Origin of the sequence: Leptolyngbya sp. AN10, from assembly GCF_050565645.1 — a bacterium.
GTDB lineage: Bacteria > Cyanobacteriota > Cyanobacteriia > Leptolyngbyales > Leptolyngbyaceae > Leptolyngbya.
Window position 1 is genome coordinate 134,504 of record NZ_JBNXVP010000016.1, and the last position, 16,703, is coordinate 151,206.

General features: G+C 43.8%; 24 protein-coding genes. 20 read left to right on the forward strand and 4 right to left on the reverse strand.

Annotated elements, in window-relative coordinates; all coding sequences use genetic code 11:
- The first annotated feature begins 233 nt into the window (after window positions 1-233).
- From ACQ4M5_RS22375 to ACQ4M5_RS22430, 12 genes are all read left to right on the forward strand, one after another.
- The gene (locus ACQ4M5_RS22375) at window positions 234-1,013 is read left to right on the forward strand and encodes a hypothetical protein (protein ID WP_430677888.1); all 780 of its coding nucleotides are present in this window, start codon (window positions 234-236) and stop codon (window positions 1,011-1,013) included.
- A 266-nt stretch (window positions 1,014-1,279) separates the two neighbouring features.
- The gene (locus ACQ4M5_RS22380; protein WP_430677889.1) at window positions 1,280-1,705 is read left to right on the forward strand and encodes a hypothetical protein; all 426 of its coding nucleotides are present in this window, start codon (window positions 1,280-1,282) and stop codon (window positions 1,703-1,705) included.
- A 70-nt stretch (window positions 1,706-1,775) separates the two neighbouring features.
- Window positions 1,776-2,519, forward strand: a complete 744-nt coding sequence (locus ACQ4M5_RS22385) for a hypothetical protein (RefSeq protein ID WP_430677890.1) — start codon at window positions 1,776-1,778, stop codon at window positions 2,517-2,519.
- Window positions 2,520-2,667: 148 nt separating this feature from the next.
- Window positions 2,668-3,027: a hypothetical protein gene (locus ACQ4M5_RS22390; RefSeq protein WP_430677891.1), complete on the forward strand. Its 360-nt coding sequence runs from the start codon at window positions 2,668-2,670 to the stop codon at window positions 3,025-3,027.
- A 367-nt stretch (window positions 3,028-3,394) separates the two neighbouring features.
- On the forward strand, window positions 3,395-3,871 hold the full coding sequence (locus ACQ4M5_RS22395; protein ID WP_430677892.1) for a hypothetical protein: 477 nt from the start codon (window positions 3,395-3,397) through the stop codon (window positions 3,869-3,871).
- A 127-nt stretch (window positions 3,872-3,998) separates the two neighbouring features.
- Window positions 3,999-4,250, forward strand: a complete 252-nt coding sequence (locus ACQ4M5_RS22400) for a hypothetical protein (RefSeq protein WP_430677893.1) — start codon at window positions 3,999-4,001, stop codon at window positions 4,248-4,250.
- 466 nt (window positions 4,251-4,716) lie between these two features.
- On the forward strand, window positions 4,717-4,953 hold the full coding sequence (locus ACQ4M5_RS22405) for a hypothetical protein (RefSeq protein ID WP_430677894.1): 237 nt from the start codon (window positions 4,717-4,719) through the stop codon (window positions 4,951-4,953).
- A gap of 716 nt (window positions 4,954-5,669) precedes the next feature.
- Window positions 5,670-6,185 carry a hypothetical protein gene (locus ACQ4M5_RS22410; protein WP_430677895.1) on the forward strand — a complete coding sequence of 172 codons (516 nt, stop codon included), beginning with the start codon at window positions 5,670-5,672 and terminating at the stop codon, window positions 6,183-6,185.
- A 337-nt stretch (window positions 6,186-6,522) separates the two neighbouring features.
- Complete coding sequence (locus ACQ4M5_RS22415; protein WP_430677896.1) at window positions 6,523-6,792, forward strand: hypothetical protein; 270 nt, start codon at window positions 6,523-6,525, stop codon at window positions 6,790-6,792.
- Between the two features lie 109 nt (window positions 6,793-6,901).
- Window positions 6,902-7,120: a hypothetical protein gene (locus ACQ4M5_RS22420; RefSeq protein ID WP_430677897.1), complete on the forward strand. Its 219-nt coding sequence runs from the start codon at window positions 6,902-6,904 to the stop codon at window positions 7,118-7,120.
- A 183-nt stretch (window positions 7,121-7,303) separates the two neighbouring features.
- On the forward strand, window positions 7,304-7,678 hold the full coding sequence (locus ACQ4M5_RS22425; RefSeq protein ID WP_430677898.1) for a type II toxin-antitoxin system RnlB family antitoxin: 375 nt from the start codon (window positions 7,304-7,306) through the stop codon (window positions 7,676-7,678).
- A gap of 253 nt (window positions 7,679-7,931) precedes the next feature.
- Window positions 7,932-8,228: a hypothetical protein gene (locus ACQ4M5_RS22430; protein WP_430677899.1), complete on the forward strand. Its 297-nt coding sequence runs from the start codon at window positions 7,932-7,934 to the stop codon at window positions 8,226-8,228.
- Window positions 8,229-8,256: 28 nt separating this feature from the next.
- Here ACQ4M5_RS22430 and ACQ4M5_RS22435 read toward each other — a convergent pair whose 3' ends face one another.
- Window positions 8,257-8,544 carry a hypothetical protein gene (locus tag ACQ4M5_RS22435; RefSeq protein WP_430677900.1) on the reverse strand — a complete coding sequence of 96 codons (288 nt, stop codon included), beginning with the start codon at window positions 8,542-8,544 and terminating at the stop codon, window positions 8,257-8,259.
- A gap of 675 nt (window positions 8,545-9,219) precedes the next feature.
- Here ACQ4M5_RS22435 and ACQ4M5_RS22440 point away from each other — a divergent pair.
- From ACQ4M5_RS22440 to ACQ4M5_RS22450, 3 genes are all read left to right on the forward strand, one after another.
- A complete protein-coding gene (locus ACQ4M5_RS22440) occupies window positions 9,220-9,480 on the forward strand; it encodes a helix-turn-helix transcriptional regulator (protein ID WP_430677901.1) in 261 nt (86 codons plus the stop codon).
- Between the two features lie 168 nt (window positions 9,481-9,648).
- Entirely contained in the window at window positions 9,649-9,921 is a 273-nt protein-coding gene (locus ACQ4M5_RS22445; protein WP_430677902.1) for a hypothetical protein, read from the forward strand.
- A 564-nt stretch (window positions 9,922-10,485) separates the two neighbouring features.
- Window positions 10,486-11,577, forward strand: a complete 1,092-nt coding sequence (locus ACQ4M5_RS22450; RefSeq protein WP_430677903.1) for a CCA tRNA nucleotidyltransferase — start codon at window positions 10,486-10,488, stop codon at window positions 11,575-11,577.
- A gap of 77 nt (window positions 11,578-11,654) precedes the next feature.
- Here ACQ4M5_RS22450 and ACQ4M5_RS22455 read toward each other — a convergent pair whose 3' ends face one another.
- Window positions 11,655-12,203 (reverse strand): DUF4253 domain-containing protein, encoded by a 549-nt coding sequence (locus ACQ4M5_RS22455; protein ID WP_430677904.1) that lies wholly within the window; start codon window positions 12,201-12,203, stop codon window positions 11,655-11,657.
- Between the two features lie 255 nt (window positions 12,204-12,458).
- On the opposite strand from ACQ4M5_RS22455, the gene ACQ4M5_RS22460 reads away from it, so the two are divergent.
- The 4 genes from ACQ4M5_RS22460 to ACQ4M5_RS22475 all read left to right on the forward strand — a co-directional run bounded on the left by ACQ4M5_RS22460 (window position 12,459) and on the right by ACQ4M5_RS22475 (window position 14,686).
- Window positions 12,459-12,869, forward strand: a complete 411-nt coding sequence (locus tag ACQ4M5_RS22460; protein WP_430677905.1) for a hypothetical protein — start codon at window positions 12,459-12,461, stop codon at window positions 12,867-12,869.
- Window positions 12,870-13,054: 185 nt separating this feature from the next.
- Window positions 13,055-13,228 carry a hypothetical protein gene (locus ACQ4M5_RS22465; RefSeq protein WP_430677906.1) on the forward strand — a complete coding sequence of 58 codons (174 nt, stop codon included), beginning with the start codon at window positions 13,055-13,057 and terminating at the stop codon, window positions 13,226-13,228.
- A gap of 502 nt (window positions 13,229-13,730) precedes the next feature.
- On the forward strand, window positions 13,731-14,060 hold the full coding sequence (locus tag ACQ4M5_RS22470) for a hypothetical protein (protein ID WP_430677907.1): 330 nt from the start codon (window positions 13,731-13,733) through the stop codon (window positions 14,058-14,060).
- A 251-nt stretch (window positions 14,061-14,311) separates the two neighbouring features.
- The gene (locus tag ACQ4M5_RS22475; RefSeq protein ID WP_430677908.1) at window positions 14,312-14,686 is read left to right on the forward strand and encodes a hypothetical protein; all 375 of its coding nucleotides are present in this window, start codon (window positions 14,312-14,314) and stop codon (window positions 14,684-14,686) included.
- Between the two features lie 70 nt (window positions 14,687-14,756).
- On the opposite strand, the gene ACQ4M5_RS22480 is transcribed toward ACQ4M5_RS22475, so the two are convergent.
- Window positions 14,757-14,948: a hypothetical protein gene (locus tag ACQ4M5_RS22480; RefSeq protein ID WP_430677909.1), complete on the reverse strand. Its 192-nt coding sequence runs from the start codon at window positions 14,946-14,948 to the stop codon at window positions 14,757-14,759.
- A gap of 556 nt (window positions 14,949-15,504) precedes the next feature.
- Here ACQ4M5_RS22480 and ACQ4M5_RS22485 point away from each other — a divergent pair.
- Window positions 15,505-15,810, forward strand: coding sequence for a hypothetical protein (locus tag ACQ4M5_RS22485; protein WP_430677910.1), 306 nt, complete (start codon window positions 15,505-15,507; stop codon window positions 15,808-15,810).
- A 97-nt stretch (window positions 15,811-15,907) separates the two neighbouring features.
- On the opposite strand, the gene ACQ4M5_RS22490 is transcribed toward ACQ4M5_RS22485, so the two are convergent.
- Window positions 15,908-16,204 carry a hypothetical protein gene (locus ACQ4M5_RS22490; protein WP_430677911.1) on the reverse strand — a complete coding sequence of 99 codons (297 nt, stop codon included), beginning with the start codon at window positions 16,202-16,204 and terminating at the stop codon, window positions 15,908-15,910.
- Window positions 16,205-16,703 lie beyond the last annotated feature (499 nt).

The following is a 16,703-nucleotide window of genomic DNA, read 5'->3' on the forward strand; positions in this document are numbered from 1 at the left end:
CAATCGCTTTATGCGAGAAACGAGACTAGATCAGCTAGTTCTACACGTAAACGGACAGTGACGAACTCATTATCTTGCTCTAGGTACAGGAAAACTACAACCCCTTCGAGAACAAGACAACCGCAACGTACCATCCCTAAAACCCACTTCCGTCTTTGATAATTGCGACGGAGGTGGGTTTCACTCTTACAGTTAAATTGGTTGCTACTCATCGTTAATCAGCGACAGCTCCTATGTCATCCTCAAAGTCAAAAACCCCATTAGAAAATCTGTTTGCGTGGCGATATCCTATTGCTGCTGTGCTGCTGATAAGCAGCTTTTACGTTCAAATCCAGGACTGGAAAGTTGCACTTACTCAGGGCATTTCTCCGGTTTTAACCGTATGGATGATTGATTCAATTTTGCAGGAAGTCTGGAAAAATCGCCGTCGATTTAACTTAATTTCCAGTGTGTACTTCCGAAGTGGAATTCGAGTTTACATTCAAGCCATCACACTACTCATTCTCACCTTAACAATTGCTGTAGTAGCCTACGCTATTGTACCGGGCTGGATGAAACTTGGCTGGACTAGCTTTGTGTTTAACTCATCCACAAACCTGGCAGTGCAGCCCTTCCAGGCGATCAAGCAAAGTTCGACAAATTGGGTGCAAAATCTACTGCTGCTGGTGCTTTGGGCGTTTATGGTCTTCGCACTACCATTTCTTGCCGAACAGGAGGAGCAAATTTTTCGCTCTAGAACCCTAGAGTGGACCAACATTGCGCGAAACTCCCTCGTATTTGGTCTAATTCACCTGGTTATGGGAGTCCCCTTGATTGCCAGCTTTGTTTTAGCGGTTCCAGGCTTTGCCTTTGGGTGTCGCTATCGCCAGACTTACTATCGATCAATTCGGAAGTATGCCTACAGCTCCGAAGCAGCTCACGAAGAAGCTTTGCTTGCAAGTACGAAACTGCACAGCATCTACAATGCAATCGCAATCACCATACTCGTTGGCACAATGGCTGCATTTTCATAAGCGTGAGAACCGACACTCTAAGCAGACGACTTTTTGCCGATTAGATCATCAGATCTTGTTATCAGACATCCTTCCCCCTGGGTCTTGTAACCTTAGGGGGACTAAAAAAACCGCTAAAACAAAGCAGGTTCGTTAAGAAGTTCCAAAAAGTAGAAGATCCACGCCTCAAACTAAAGTGAAACCTAATCTTGGTAGCCGAAAACTCCCATTTTCAACCATCGTGGCAGTAGGATCGTCATTGACATCCAAATAAAGGAATTACGCTTATGCCAGGAACGGACTACGACTATAGCCCTGAAGTCGTTGGAAGAAAAATTAGTAATCCAGAAGCATTCTATGAGTCATTGGATTATCTAACAGACGATCGATGGATTGATTTGAAAATCAACAACGGTCAGTTCATCGAACAACTCAATCCAATCTCAAAAACACGAATTGAGCAGTTAATTGCAGCCGTCTACCAGAAATATCCGAGTTCAGAAGAGCGCAGGTTGATGGTTGAACCAATTAAACTAGCGCTAGAAGAAGTTCCAGTTCGCTCTGAATTCATCCGGAAGCCGAATTTTTTCCCCGTTGAGTCTGGCACCGAGGCAGCCAAAATCGGAGTACAGGTGGGAAGCTATCACAGCTTCAAGTATTTTCTCCTCAAGCAAGTCTCCGATGAATTGGGCAGCGAGCCTCACTCCAACTAAACCAACTTGCGTAATCAACGACAGCAAAATCATAATTTCCAAATTTTCTTAACGACAAGGGAATCGAGCAATGGCTATTTCTCAATCACAAATCCGTGAAGCAATTTTCGATTATTTCAAAAAAGAACCCAAGATCGCAGCAGACTGCTGGAAGCAAGTGCAAGCACCACAATCCCAGACGATGCTGAACAAAACGATTGTCACTCCACTAATGACAGAGTGGCTTTGCCTGTATTATTGCTCAACGCAAACGCTTCCCTATCGTCCCTCTGAACTCTACCGCGAGTGCTACAGCACAGTTTTAGATAATTGCTGTCAATTGACTCGAAATAAAGCGCAGATTCACTTAATGTTAGAGCAAATCGGCTGGAAAACCATAGAGTTAGAAAACGCTTTATCACAACAGCAAATTCTAGAAATTATCCAAGTGGAACTCGCTCAGAATCTCAACAGTCCCCAACTTAGCGCAGAAGAGATTCTAAAGCTCATTCTAGAAACACGCATCCTACAGGTTTTTGCACCAAATCAAATTGAGTTTGACAATGACGGACTAGCAACCTACTTTGCTGCCAGCTTGGTCAAATCGGACAGAACTGAGTCAACACTAATACAACTGGCAACACAAGATCTGCGATGGCACCGCGTGGTCATTCTGTTATCAGAAATGCTGCCGTCGTCTGACGCGTTGATGAAGGACATCGCTTTTTCCGCTCGTCACTCTCAACCGATGAAGAATTTGCTAATGCAGTGTCGGCATTCTGCTGCAAGATTGAGTCCTAAAGCTTGGAACGAGATTCAAGCGCAGCTCGCTTGAACACAAACAGTCAACAATCTGCTAAACCAGGTCTTCGTACCCTCTACCAAGATTTGATACTGAAAGCCTGCTCCATTCCAACAGTGCACACCTGGTTTCTCTAATGTCACCGTCCGGTGAAAAGATCAAGCAGGTTGAGGGATTCAAAATGAGTATGACGGAACAGATTAGAACACTTTGTCAGATGGAATTCGCACCAGGTCGCCGAATTCTGTGGATCGAAACTTCAAACGCTGACTTCTGCGATCGCTTAATCGGGTTACCCCAAGGAACAACCTGGGGAGAACGCCATCCCGATGTCGAAAACTATTGGTCAATCTCCGATAGTGTTGACCCTCGGTATACCCTTACGGCTGCAACAATTCAATTTTTGATTCAATCTGATCTCAGTCCATTTCAAGACGCGACCAACGACCCCATGATGACGAGACAAATTCTGATTCTGCAAGGATTCATCACGCCTACAGACAATAATCTCGAATGTCAAGTAGATCGACTCAGTTGGTAGCCAGAAAGATGAGAAACGTCCCTAATGTTTCTCATCTTTCTGGCACATCACAAGCATTATGAAACTAGAAAGCCAAGTTTTCTAATCTTTATATGCTCTCAGAAATAAGGAAAGCCTCTCGCTGGCGACATCATTACGCCTTCAGCGAGGTTTGCGAATACGGAGCCTTCGTACTAAAAACTAAAGGCAACACCTATGGCAAGCGGCAACCGATTAAACTCTGAAGAATTACCCGTTGGGATAAAATACATCGGGACACCTCTGCTAAAAGTTTGCTAAAAGAAAGTGAACCCATTCGGATGGCGACCGCCACACCCTTGCAGAAACAAACGTCAAACCTTACCTGAGAGACAAAGGATCTAGAAGTATGACGAATCACATACCTGACTACCTCCGTTTGGACAACCTCATTGATGAAGTCAAAAATAACGTGAGATTTCTCAATCTTGCACTAAATGACAAGGCGTGTGCGGAAATCGCAGAATGGATGTTACCACACATCTCAAAAATCGATGAGCTTCCATTCGGCTATGAGGCTGGACTCTGGCGCTTTTTGTTGAGATTTTTTGATACATATAGCGTATCTCCAGCATCAAAGCAATTTCTTCAATCGCACTTAGAGGAGTTTTTTCAGCCTCCCTTACCTGCAGCACTTGAATTTGGAGTCAGTCTTGTTGATGATTCTAAAGAGTGGATCAAAGTTTGCCAAATTCTTCGTTCTCCTGACGGAGTCGCTGTCATGCAACAGCGGCTAGAAGATGAGAGAAAGTTGGAGGAAGACCAGTGGCTCGAAAAACAACAAGACGAGCAGTGGAAAGAACTTGAAAAGCAGCTTAACCATTGAAGACGAACAATCGAGATGAATCAGTGAGTCTGAGTGCCAAGGGCTTTTCATCAGTCTTGCCAATCAAAAGATCGATACCCCGCAAAAATCACACTATGATGCAAATAAAGAACCAGGAAAAAGACCCATGAACCCCAATCTTGGAAATCCCGCAATCGTAAAGCGGCTGATGGCGACAGATAATCTAGTTCTACCTACACTTGACAAAAACAGTCAGGACTACATTCGTGAGGGAATCGCGATCGCCTCTCATTACTTGGAGCAAGGAAACTACGACAACGTCCACGACATATTAAAAGAACTGTGTGAGTCGTTCTGCGAAGGGATTGATCCACTCGATCCGCAAGTTTTCTACGATGCTCATCGCCATGAATCATAAAAATTATCAGACCCAAACTTGTACATTCAGTTCGCGCCGCAGTTAACACCAAACGGCTAGAACAAAACCGAAGATTAGCTTGTAGTCTCAATAGCAATCACAGGCAAAGCCATTCAATTCGTCAAGCGATCCCTCTTATCGAGGGATTTTTTTGATTGAGATCGCGGTTAGCTAAAAAGAAGCAATGCCAAAAGTCAACGAGTGTTGTCAAGCAAAAGCCTATTATCATCGCTTTGAAAGTTGCAAAAAACGGGCAAAGTCGCTTTTGCGAGAACCAGTTAGACGGAGATAATGGCTCCGATAAAGGGGAATGTGACCAATCACAATTAGCGTAGCGCACAGCCTCCTCGGATTTCAGGCAAATCTACGTTCGGGTTACAGAACTATCAATGAAGTGTCGAAGAAAAATCTCGTAATTAATGCACTTTCACGACTTGCTTTATCAAAGAAATATAAGAGAACCTCAATGAACATTCAAGAATGGACAAACCGGCCGATTCCAAAAACCGAAGCTGGAATTCGAGAGTGGCTGTCTGAGTTGCTAATTTATATTGAAAAAGTTGGCGAAACAAGAGCGATCTCAGAACTTGCAGAAATTGATGCGCTTCAAGGTGAAAAACCTGCGAGTTCTCACTTGATTTATCAATCCGTTTATCGTGCATCTCACTCTCTCCATTCCAGCGAAATCTCATTAGACCAATAACAGAGAGGTTGCCCAATTGCTATTTTTCTATCAAACCTCATCGCTGTAATTACCGCATTCAAGTGAACGCGACTTGTATAGAAAAAATGAATGAAGGAGTCAGACAATAAGCTCAAGTTAAAAACGTTGAGAACGCGCCTACAAAGTAAAAACTGATCAACGGATATAATAAGAAAGTCCGTTCGCCTTTTGATATCAGTTCTACCTTATCAAGAAGGATAAAGTAAATAAATGAAAATCAAGTTACACCAACTACCAAAGGGGACAGTCCTTAAGGTCTTTTTTCCTGCCCCTCTTTACTCTGAAGACACCAAGTTTAAGCCCTATTGGGGAAGGTGGATAACTGGAGAACTACGATGGGACGGTGTAGATGAAAATAAGGTGAGATCGCTATCTCTGGTAAATGACCCCGTGTTTTGTACGGGAGATCCCTGCGAAGATGTTATCGGTCTATACCAGAAGTTTGTTGACTCTGGGCAATGTATCGTAGAGATCGTAGAGTAACTCAAAGCGACAAATGTTCTTAGTCTCAAGCTAAAGAGTTTATTTGCCTCAGCAACACTAGAAGACAAAAAAACTATCTATAGAACTCATTTGGGATCTTTTCGAGTACTCTTACTGCTTTCAAAATAGTACTTTAAACATGAACACTTATTGAGATACATCAAACGTTCACAATCCTATACCAGTCTAGTTTAAACAATTGGAGAATAAAGATGACCCCAGAAGAACATCAACAACTAGAATTTGCGATTCCTTCCATTGTAACTGTGAGCGATCTGAACGATCAAAGATCTAGAACACTACTAACCGGGATCGATGGATACGACAACAGCTTTCATGTATATTTGGATTACGACCGAAGAAGTGGCATGAATTCTATTCATCGATTGGTTTGGACTTCCAAGCAACCTTGTGCTGAACAAGCATCAGATGATTCTCAAATGCAATTCATCAGCTATTCAGTGAATACGAGTTTTGATGGACGCGAGTGCATCCCCTTTGGCTCAAAGTGGGGAGGAGCTTACGGACGAGTCATGCCCCATCGATCTGATTTTGAGTTTTGCAAATTGTTGATCAGCCGGGGAATCGTAGTTCCGTTCATGCCATACGACAGTTGTTGTCAGTTATCCACCTCTTTATTTCACGGACCGATAGTGAAAATCGAAGCCGGTCGGAAACGGATTGTGCAGCCCGATGACTGCAAAAGCATTCTCCCAAACAGACGATAGAACGAGGTTTTCCCTGATTGGCGCAAGGATAAGATCCCAAAACATCAACCGGGCGCTACAAGGATACAGTCGCACTGCCACAGCAAAAGTCATTCTAACACTTGCTCAAGACACAGTCCCATCTGAATCTGGACTAGCTTGGTTTTTACAATGCTGGGTTAAGTTCCGCCGAGCACTAGAAACAGTTGTAATGCAGTTTAAGCGGTAATATCTTCCATTCTGAGTGGAGATTCAGAACTTTTACGGCTGGGTGACTCGATCTGGAACAGTAGTGTAGGGATCTAGCCTGCAAGGCAATTTCCCAAGATTAATGATTTGGAACCAAGAAGGAAGAACAATGAGCGAACAAGGTGTAATTCGGCTAAAGACCAAACGGTCAACGGACTCTATTATTCATCAATTTGTCTGGAACGCGACGTTAAATGATTGGGTATCTTTGATTAAGAAGCTAAACGAGCATCCAAAGGTAACCTTTAACGCAAAAGATCAAAATTACTGTATCGGAAACTGGAAATTGGAATTTGTATTTGAAGCCAAAGCAAAAAGACAAAAAGTGGACGAAATCTGGTTAGATCTACAATATCTATTGCATGAACTTGAAGGATAGCGATGATATCAAGGGTCAGAAACTCTATCCCAGTAGTTGGCTCACTAAACTGAGGCAGTTGAAGGTTGCAACTGCAACGATAGAGACAACCTTTGATCGAGGTAGAAATATGCTACATCGTCTTAATCAGTATATTCAACCAGTGTGGGTCGCCAACCATATTGGATGGCTACACACATTCTTCACGGTGAATTTTGAACCGTTCACCTTTGTTGAAGAGAAGTACTTAGTTCACGCTTGTGGATGGGGAGCAGTGACATTTGCAGAATCCCTTGACGAAACGTTTTCGATTCTCGTTGATGAATCTGGTGAAGTTTACTTCTTCTAAGAATCGATAGCCCCAGAAGTTTTTTGAAGCGTCCGGGGCTATTTTGTGCTTGAACTTCTGCCCTCACCAAAGCCTGAATCCTATCTACACAGAGTTACGTTGATTAAACAGTTCAAAGTAAGAAATTTGAACAACGTCCGTTGTTACTTAGACGCATAAAAGTCTAGCTGGGAGGCAACATCAATGGTGGAACCGTCAAAACTCTTTGACCTTCAGGTAATTGGGACAACAGTCCTAGTTATTGCAAAATCTTACGAATCTCCAATTAACTATCTAGCTTTGGTCGAGCAGGTATTAAGTGAGCGAGCATTTCAAGGCGAGACCGTTGTGTTTGACTCGCTCACTCATAACGGATTTGCTGACAATCGCTATGTGCAAGGCAAAATCGAGCAAAACGTCTGTAACCGAAAATCTTTGACGGTTATTCCTGAGTCTATGATCGATCCAAAAATCCTTGCTGCCGCCAAGCAATTTTATCAATCGCATCCCAGCTTGCTGCAAAATAGCGTCGTTTTGGAGAATAATTCAGCAGAGATCGTAGCATTACTCGCTGATTGACATCATTGTGTCTCTACTATCCTGAGGATGGTAGAGACACAATGATGATAAGGAATATCGCCTGGCTGTCGACTCAAACCTCCTGAAACTGGGCGATCCTATTGAGATTTTCAATACTGGTCTTGTTGAAACAGTAGTCTCAAAAAGTCTAGGTTGCGACGAGCAGCCTGTATATGAAGGTACTGCTTAAATGTGTATTCAACCATTAACTTTCGATCAGCTCACTGAATTTCTGTCATCGCTAACCGTCTCAATGCAAGTTTCAATCCAACGACCAGGACACTATCGGCATCTTGTCCGGAGACATTTGACAGAAAATTGGGTGTACATTGCGGGTGTCGTTCAGCAGTTTGATCAACTTGAACTCGGTGATGTAACAATACTAGGTGAAGATGGAGTAACGTATTCATTCTGGAGAACAAATGGCGTAACTCCAGTTAAATATGGGTACGAGCCAGCATATCTGACTCCTTACCAGTCAGGTAATGTAGGACGCACTCTCTGGAGTAATGATAGCGTTTATCCAAACGCAACCCTGCCGAATATCTAGAGTCTAGCAATGAAGAATAATACTGAGATTATTCTTCATTGTCAAAATGAACAACAGACAGTCGATCGCTTAATTCAAACAGCAAGTGATAAATTTGGTCAACCTGTGAAATGCTATGCGAAACTGATTCAGACTCTAGCATTTCAAGGGATCTCCGAATGACAAATAATCGTTGTAGTAGATCGTTGTGAATCAATTCAGCTTCTTGCTGAAGCCAAATTGATTGCTGACGATTGCGCCAAGAGTGCGATCGTAAAGCTGCAATATGCAGCAAAATCACAGCCACCATGATTAGACCGAAGATGGTGTTTAACACAGTATTTCAATCCGAGTAGATTTCTAGCTAAAACTTCTGTCTCAACAGTGAAGTGTTGAGGAATCACTAACAGTATCGATCAAGGCTACAGCAAAAGTTAGCAGTTTTCTGCCAACTTCGACTTCGATCTGTCAGTCAGTTTCATGCGCGACTGCGCCATCGAAAACCAGAATACTCAAGCAACCACTTATGAAAGAGGATTACATTGCTTATCGAATTGCCGCGTGGAAATTTGTTAATTGGACAATCGCACAAGCCGAGATCGCGCATCAAGTTTGGCTTGATGCCTCCACACGAAGAGTTGCCAAAGGGTACGTAATTAATTGGGTGATTGAAATTACGCAGCTCCCGGTAGATCTTGTACCAAGTACACTCTCACCGCAAGAATGTCACACCGCCCTCAATCGTTTGCAGCAGCTGAAAGCTCTCTACAGATCCCAGTAGGTCTAGACTCAGTTCTAGACCTTACGTGAGTCTTATGGGTCTCGCCTTGAGTCTCAGAAATAAACAATCCTGTCTACTTGTAAGACTTAATGATCCACCAAGAGAGTTTAAAAAATCAAATTTCTTGGAATAATCAAGTGGATCATTAAATCCCAAACGGAAAATCGCAAAGAACTCAGCCAAATTCGGGGGATTTCATGTATCCTAAACACTAGCGTTCTTGTACTCCTTATGGAATCATTGATCAGTTCGACAAATTTAACGTTTGGAGAATGGTTGTACTTGAACCGTCGCCGTAAAGATTTGACACAGGATGACTTGGCAGAGGCACTAGGAGTAAAGTCACAAACAATTAGCAACTGGGAAAACAGTTCAGGTATTCCAAAACTCATGCCGCAACAAACCCAATCCCTCTGTGTCCTACTGGAATGCTCACTTGATGATTTAGCAAGAGTTGCTGCACAAACCGCAGAGCGCATAAAGTCGGCGTAGCAATAACTAGACTGAGATCTGTTAACTTAACTGAGTAAAATTCACGTTCGCTACAATCGTTTAATCACTCAGTTGGATTGTCTCATTTGAAGATTTTATTCTCTGGTTAGGGTTGCGGCAATATAGTACAGCTATATCATAGTGAGATCATTTACCCTAAATTCATCGATGAGATCAAAATATCTTGCCCAGTACTACGATTCCCAAGGAAACTTGATCGTGGCTCAATTCTTGGGAAATGCCACAACGCTCCCGATCGCGTTTGCAGTTGCCGAACGATTACAATCAATTGTTGCTCTGGACTTAGCGACTTTTAAAATCGAAGAGAATCAAGGCACAGAACATCAAGAGAACTGGGTCACCGTTTGGGAATGGGGAAATTTGCCTCCTGTCAGTGCTGATAATCAGAGGTTTTGTGTGTACAAGGAAACGCTCGACTAAACACAAAAAATACTCATACAAAGGAATATGCATACAATCACTGTCAACGGAAAATATCTGCAAACACTCACGGAGTTAGAACAGTTAATCGGAAAAACAGTGCTGTTTCGATATCCTCAGAATCCAGGAGAACACCAATATTTTCTATGTGGAACAGTTATAAAAAATACATCTATCGTTAACCCAATCCGAATCGAATACACTGATTCAGATGGAACGATCCAGACAGAACCAATTCACAACAATCAAATTGAGACAGGAAGAGTAGAAATAATTTTCCCTTTCGCCAAAGGAACTTGACCGACATTCCGAACACCTTGGATATCAATTGGGAAACTACACCTGTGGTGAAACCACACATCCGACTGTCTAGAGTTCTCAAAGCCTACTCGATTTCCACTGGTAGATCAGTAGAGAAATTGTCTCCTGTTTTCTTTCTTACTCCTCAATCTCTTTCAAGCTCAAAGCCAAACTTATAAAGCAATAAACCCTCCTCAGCTTTCAACCAGCATCACTGCGACTGCAGTTTTGCAAAAGCACTCAAAATTACTATGGGAGACCATTATGCAAATCGATCCCCGAATTCGTGCTCTTGCTGAAATTTTTCCATGCTCGCTTTTTCTTGTTGGTGGAGCAGTCCGCGACTTGCTTAGAGGAAATCAACCTAGCGATTGGGACTGCGCTTCAGAATTGCGTCCTTTCTCTGTTCTGATTTGGGCACAAATGATGGGGATTAAATCGATTCCAACAGGACTAGAACACGGCACAATCACCTTAATCTGGCAACAGTTGAAAATCGAAATTACAACGTTTCGTGCAGATCGTCAGTGCGATGGCAGATACGCTCAAGTCGAATGGGCGAATACGATCGAGGACGATCTAAGTCGACGGGATTTTACCATCAACGCGATCGCGATCAATTTAGCTACGCAAGCGGTGGTCGACCCCTATGAAGGAAAAGACGACATCCTTGAAAAAATCATTCGCTTCGTGGGCAACCCGATAGAACGCGCTCAGGAAGACTATTTACGGTTAATTCGCGCCGCTCGTTTCGCTTCACGCTTTGATTTCAAGATTGAAGCTAGCACTGCAGCAACGTGCAAACAATTTGCAGATTGCATTACTAAACAGCTATCTTGGGAACGAATTCGATCTGAATTTGAAAAAGCGTTTGAAGCAGGAGCAAGTCAAGCATTTCTCGAACAACTTGAGCAGCTTGAGCTGTTAAATCAACTTGTTTCTGGCAAACTGCCTCGAACAAACGCTCAGACAGCTACAGACTGGTGGCTCACTCTTTTTCTTGCGGAGCCAGAGTTATCGATCTGCGAGTTCTGTAAGAAGTGGAAGCTACCGAATCGGATTAAAGAAGGCATTCAGGACTTGATTGCTATTCGAGATGCGTTGCCCGCCGCAACGAGGCTCTCGCAGGTACGACTCCTAAAAGACCAGCTCAAACGCATCAGTTTAGCTGAGGGAGATCGATTTTGGCAGATTCAGCATCCATTGTGCAACCATCCCAGACTCGATGAAACACCCTGGTTAACAGGCAAACAGTTAGTTGAATTAGGACTTGTCCCAAACGTGAACTTTCGCTTAAAACTTCAGCAAGCTTTGATCAACCAAATGGATCGAGCCGAAGAAGAACAAACCCTGTAATTCTTCCTGATGATGCTCTGACTTGAGTTTTTAGGCACTCATAGACAAACTCAAGTCAGAGCATCACGTTTATGCCTCTAATCCCACCACAACTCGATGTCTTGATTCTGTTCAATCCGATTTGCTAGGTCAGAGAGTGCTTTATCTGTCTTTTCCCACCCTTGCGGACAGAATTCCCACAAGTCGCAACAGAATGCAGTTAAGGGCGACGGCAACGTCAACAAGCGAAACGACACCGCATCACTCTCAGCATGAAAAATATCAATTCCATAATCACTGTGGTATCGCATTAGTCGAGCGATCAGGTCATCGGTTCGCATCCCGAAGTTGATCGCATCTGATTTTGCAACTCGCAAACAGTCAAACTGATCGACTCCTGGTGCCACGACTAATTCCTGAAAAATCTTTCGTTTTGGTTTTTGAGGAAGATGTGTCGTGCCAAGAAAAGCAATCACACCCGAGCTTAGTTCTGAACGAAGCTTTCGGAGCATCACTCGCGATTGTGATTTCGCTACGATCGCAGATCTCGCTGACGACTCTTGTTCACGTCCAAAATCATAGGTGGCAAAATCGCGCACGGCAACTTTCGTTATCTGAGCAAGACGAATTGCAGTAGTTTCTAGCATTAGAATTTCTCGGTTTATCCGTGATTAAAGAGGTTGCAGATTCAGAATGAATCTAGACGGGGATAGAGTTTCCGGTTAATTCTGAGCTTTTCCTAGTATAGGAGAAGGCTTAGTTGGATATCCACTTTTAGCAATTAGAGTGTAAGAGACTTGTAGCTAACAGTAAACCAAAAAACACAAGAAGCAAAAAGCAACAGCGACCGCTGTGATAGAAATGACCTAACTACCTTCCTATTTAGGAAAAAAGGATACGACATGGCAGTGCGCCTCTCTTTGCTGGATACGCCAGTAAAATCTCCATTTCTGCATGCTCCCTACATTGCAAAATTAGGGTTCGATGCACGAAGTGAGATTCTCTGCTGGAGCGAAGTCGCGACCCTACATGAAACCGCTCGAAGCTTGTGCCCTCAACGCTTTGCTTGGTGGCAAAGCCTGCCGCCAGAGGTTTGGATCTCCTCATTGATCTATCCTCTGGGAGTTCCAGAACTGCCAGGCTTACCGATGATTCCAGCAATGCGGATCGATCTGTTGCCAGCTAAGCAGTTTAGCAGCAATTTAGAGGTCTACTTAAGTTGCGGACAATTGATCACGCTACGGAAAATTGCCTATCGGGTGCGCTCAGACTTTGAGCAGTATGCCTTTACAGGCATTGCTTATCGAGGTTAACACAAGAGCGACAACACTGTTCTGCAGATCTGTACCTGAAGTCAACTTCAGGTACATTTTTTTTGAATAAGCAACCTTTTTAGTTACAAACATCATGAGCAAAACTAGAATCGTTAACGTACCACAACTAAAACGAACAATACAACTACCGTTGTCCGTGGGGTGGCGAATTTGGATAGTTGCTCATGATGTCTTTTATTATTCTGCAATTGCATTGTCATGCTGATGCACTTGATCGACAGGTTCTCGATTGGGCACAGCGCTACGGCTACATTGGGTCCAACATCATCCACATTGATGGGTTATCTTATCGAGCAGATCGACTGCGGACTGTGGCAGAATTACTTACCTTGCCATAGCTACATCTTCAAGACTGATCGCAATTGTGATCGGTCTTGCAGATACAGAGGTTGATGGCTTCGACGAAGAAATCAGTTAACATGGCAATCAATCTCGTTACCTTGAGAAGCTTCATCAAGCTTGCCAAACTGAATGAAATCAGACAAGGCAACGTTGGTTCGGAACATCCTTAGAAACAGCTCCGAGTGTTCTTTGGAAGAGTTGCGGAACTCCAGAATATCAGGAAAAAAGTGGCTTAACCGCCAAGTTGAGTTCAATCAACCCGTGACTCAACAATAAGTTGAAAATTATGCTAAAAGCAAGAACTGGTGGTCTTGAATAAGATCCTTTTCAATTCACCCACCCACCCACGCCTTTACTACTATCAAGTCACACAATCGAGAAAAGACCTTACCAATATCAGACTATAGACTGCGCTTCGTCCTGTTTGGGTAACTACACGAACATGGATTCAAACACAGCAACTGCTGCGACCGACGTGATGAATTGGAGAAACCCCTTATGGCTCGCAAATCCAAATTTACGTTTAACGATCGCAAACTGCCGCTAACTGTTCACTTCGGTGGCTACGACTGCTGGATCATCGCCACCGAAGTTGTCCAACATCCCGGTGTCGTCTCCAAGCTACAGCTTTGGTGTGACGAGGGACCAATGGCAACTGCCACCTACGGTCATCCCGTGATGCCACAGCCCCAAGAAGTACTAATCAAATCCATGCGCGAAAACACAGGACTACTCGAAGCACTCATTGAAGCAAACATTGTAGCTCCGCCGCACGCACATCGCCTGGTCGACGGGGAACTCGCTCCCGTCTGCCTGCTCCTCTGCTAGCGGAACGACCAGGATCTGCTCAGATCCTGGTCGTTCAATTTCACCCTCAGAGTTAAGCCATACTCACAAGCTGTAGAGGCATGAAATCATGAAAAGAATCGCAACTCACCCACAACAATTGCTGAATCACACCTGAAGAACTTAAACTTAAACTGATTCAAGATCACCGCAACCAGGTTCAAGCCCAGAACCAAAGCCTCTAAATCCCTCTGCTGCCGCAAAATTTGAAATAGCTGTAGCTTGAAAGCACCATGAACAGAATTAAAACTCGTAAGACTCTTCTCGCTGGCATTGGGATCGCGACAATCGCTGGACTCGGAATCCTTATCACTCAAGCCAAACCCACCGAACCCGTTTGCCAGTTGAAGCGCGGCAGTCACGTCTTCGTGACTCCAATCAACACAAACCCCCAAAAGCCAGAAGCCAGTACAAGCAGCGCTGGAAATATCCTCACTGGAGCTGCAACACAAAATATCACAATTGAGTACTGCGCTTTGCCCGGCACAAAAGTTTTGGGCGTATTGGTCACCGGAACAAATATCGGCTTCAATCAAGCAGAAGCGGTAATGGTGTCCAAACAGCTTCAGAGACTTGATGGAACCATTCGGGTCATTCAAATCTTCTAACAATCTGAACGCCGGAAATGTCAAAGGCGTTTCCGGTGTTCGGGTTCTCACAATTTCAATCTGATTAAATTCAACAGACAATCGCGATAAGAAACGCTCCATCTACACCAAGATCTCTCTGGAGCGTTATTACGCCAGACTCCGACCCTGATGGACATGATTGTCGATCGCTCAACGGTCGAATTGCTCGAATCAAGCCTTCTAAATCACGAACACCGAAGTTCAAACAGCGCTCGTTGACAATCCGGGTAGCTAGAAGCATTTGGGATATCTACCGGGATTGTCAACGAGTACAAATTGCCACGGCTCTCGCCACCGATCCCAGTTTGAACGCATCTTCCAATACAAAGAAAATGAAATTTATCGGACAAGCGAATGGAGAGAAACCGCACTAAAGCGCAACACAGATCCTATCACCACTTAGCCGTTGTTTTTTATGATGACAACGGATGCCGCCAAAAGACTAAGTGGCACTTGAGCAAAAACCAACTTAAACGAGAACTCAAATCTTTTGCGTTTGGCGTTTACTGGCGCTATCGGGGCTGCAAAGAACCCATATTTATCACACAAACTGTCACAGACGACTCATACAGTCGATTGAGATTTTCCAAGCAGCTTTCTAACACTTTGATCTGGGATGGGTACAATCCTGTATGGTAGCGCCTCTTTAGACGTGAAGATTTGTTGATAGCAAACAGCACAGCAATCCGATCCTTAGGATCACAAGTTTTGTCGCTGCTGTGCTGTTTATGCACCGTGCTGTTGGTGGAGTAGCATTAGCTGCAAGTCATTCGGGTGTCACGGAGAAACTATGAAGCATGGGAATTTCATTTTTCAGCAACGACGAAGCCGTAGAGGTGAAATATTCATACTACGAGTTTTCAAGTTTGATGACAGAGTTAATCCTTGAAACTCAGCAATATTGGTTGTGGTCTTTATGCAACCCCCTCTACCTGATCGAACGAGAAGAAGGCCGCCTGACCCCGAACCAGTCTCGAATCGTAGCAAGAAGAATTCGAAAGTTAGCCGAGCGATGTCAACCCGCAATCAAACCACAGGCTATTGAACTAGCAGTCTTAATGGAATATTGCGTAGAGCAAAATTGCCTGCTGGAATGGGTATGAGATTCTGTCTATCAATGTTTACTGATCACTTTAAGCTGAGGCTGTTAAATCCGTAATCGAAGCGATCGTTTAAAGCGTTAATCCTTGATCGCTTCGATTATTCTTGATTTGCCTTACAGACAATCTCCCACGCCAACTCAAATAGGTCCTGAGGTAGTTGTTGCATCGCACTAGCGAGCCTGCCTGCCTGCTCCCAACGATACCACTGCTCAACCAAATTAAAATAATTGCAAAACCATCGAACAATTCGCCAACGAGGAGTCGGAACGTTTAGCATCGCTAGATAGCGCGTCCATTGGTTAAGCAGTTGCCAGTCATCATCAGAAAGCGCTTTACTAAGGCGGACTTGGCTCAATTCACGTTCAACTATCTGGTCATACGAGGTTTGCAACATCTGAATCTATTTTCTTTGTATCAGGAACCAGACAAGCAACTGCTTTTCCTTTATTCTGACTTTGAATGAGGAACTGCGTTGCTTTTACGATGATAACCATCGCTTTATCCAAGACGAAACTCGGATGAATACGGCAATCATGCCACTCTAAAAGCCGAGCTGTAGGTTAATGCCAGCAATTTAATCAGAATCATGAACAAACCGCTAGCTGCACTCATCCTAGAACACTGGGAGCGCTTCGCAGCAGAAGCAAGGGCAGAAACATAAAGCAGCACTCCACTTCATGTACTGATAAGCTGAGTGTGCATGATCCGTTTAAAACTGCCAAGTTTGACACACAGCTAAGATCGAGGATTTGCTTCATTAGATAAACGCTCGATACTAACACCCCAAAGGCAAAACACAGCCTGTAGAAATCAATCGGGTTGCTTCAGTCGAGTTCAAACTCCTCTTTCTTGTGAACGATTCACTTTGAATCGGTTGCGGAAGTTGGCGGCAT

Coding starts and splice junctions, on each gene's coding strand:
- ACQ4M5_RS22390 (WP_430677891.1), top strand. CDS start 2,668: ATGAGTATGACGGAACAGATTAGAACACTTTGTCAGATGGAATTCGCA.
- ACQ4M5_RS22450 (WP_430677903.1), top strand. CDS start 10,486: ATGCAAATCGATCCCCGAATTCGTGCTCTTGCTGAAATTTTTCCATGC.
- ACQ4M5_RS22380 (WP_430677889.1), top strand. CDS start 1,280: ATGCCAGGAACGGACTACGACTATAGCCCTGAAGTCGTTGGAAGAAAA.
- ACQ4M5_RS22470 (WP_430677907.1), top strand. CDS start 13,731: ATGGCTCGCAAATCCAAATTTACGTTTAACGATCGCAAACTGCCGCTA.
- ACQ4M5_RS22420 (WP_430677897.1), top strand. CDS start 6,902: ATGCTACATCGTCTTAATCAGTATATTCAACCAGTGTGGGTCGCCAAC.
- ACQ4M5_RS22455 (WP_430677904.1), bottom strand. CDS start 12,203: ATGCTAGAAACTACTGCAATTCGTCTTGCTCAGATAACGAAAGTTGCC.
- ACQ4M5_RS22460 (WP_430677905.1), top strand. CDS start 12,459: ATGGCAGTGCGCCTCTCTTTGCTGGATACGCCAGTAAAATCTCCATTT.
- ACQ4M5_RS22445 (WP_430677902.1), top strand. CDS start 9,649: ATGAGATCAAAATATCTTGCCCAGTACTACGATTCCCAAGGAAACTTG.
- ACQ4M5_RS22405 (WP_430677894.1), top strand. CDS start 4,717: ATGAACATTCAAGAATGGACAAACCGGCCGATTCCAAAAACCGAAGCT.
- ACQ4M5_RS22400 (WP_430677893.1), top strand. CDS start 3,999: ATGAACCCCAATCTTGGAAATCCCGCAATCGTAAAGCGGCTGATGGCG.
- ACQ4M5_RS22425 (WP_430677898.1), top strand. CDS start 7,304: ATGGTGGAACCGTCAAAACTCTTTGACCTTCAGGTAATTGGGACAACA.
- ACQ4M5_RS22440 (WP_430677901.1), top strand. CDS start 9,220: ATGGAATCATTGATCAGTTCGACAAATTTAACGTTTGGAGAATGGTTG.
- ACQ4M5_RS22480 (WP_430677909.1), bottom strand. CDS start 14,948: ATGCTTCTAGCTACCCGGATTGTCAACGAGCGCTGTTTGAACTTCGGT.
- ACQ4M5_RS22395 (WP_430677892.1), top strand. CDS start 3,395: ATGACGAATCACATACCTGACTACCTCCGTTTGGACAACCTCATTGAT.
- ACQ4M5_RS22485 (WP_430677910.1), top strand. CDS start 15,505: ATGGGAATTTCATTTTTCAGCAACGACGAAGCCGTAGAGGTGAAATAT.
- ACQ4M5_RS22375 (WP_430677888.1), top strand. CDS start 234: ATGTCATCCTCAAAGTCAAAAACCCCATTAGAAAATCTGTTTGCGTGG.
- ACQ4M5_RS22410 (WP_430677895.1), top strand. CDS start 5,670: ATGACCCCAGAAGAACATCAACAACTAGAATTTGCGATTCCTTCCATT.
- ACQ4M5_RS22430 (WP_430677899.1), top strand. CDS start 7,932: ATGCAAGTTTCAATCCAACGACCAGGACACTATCGGCATCTTGTCCGG.
- ACQ4M5_RS22385 (WP_430677890.1), top strand. CDS start 1,776: ATGGCTATTTCTCAATCACAAATCCGTGAAGCAATTTTCGATTATTTC.
- ACQ4M5_RS22475 (WP_430677908.1), top strand. CDS start 14,312: ATGAACAGAATTAAAACTCGTAAGACTCTTCTCGCTGGCATTGGGATC.
- ACQ4M5_RS22415 (WP_430677896.1), top strand. CDS start 6,523: ATGAGCGAACAAGGTGTAATTCGGCTAAAGACCAAACGGTCAACGGAC.
- ACQ4M5_RS22465 (WP_430677906.1), top strand. CDS start 13,055: ATGATGTCTTTTATTATTCTGCAATTGCATTGTCATGCTGATGCACTT.
- ACQ4M5_RS22490 (WP_430677911.1), bottom strand. CDS start 16,204: ATGTTGCAAACCTCGTATGACCAGATAGTTGAACGTGAATTGAGCCAA.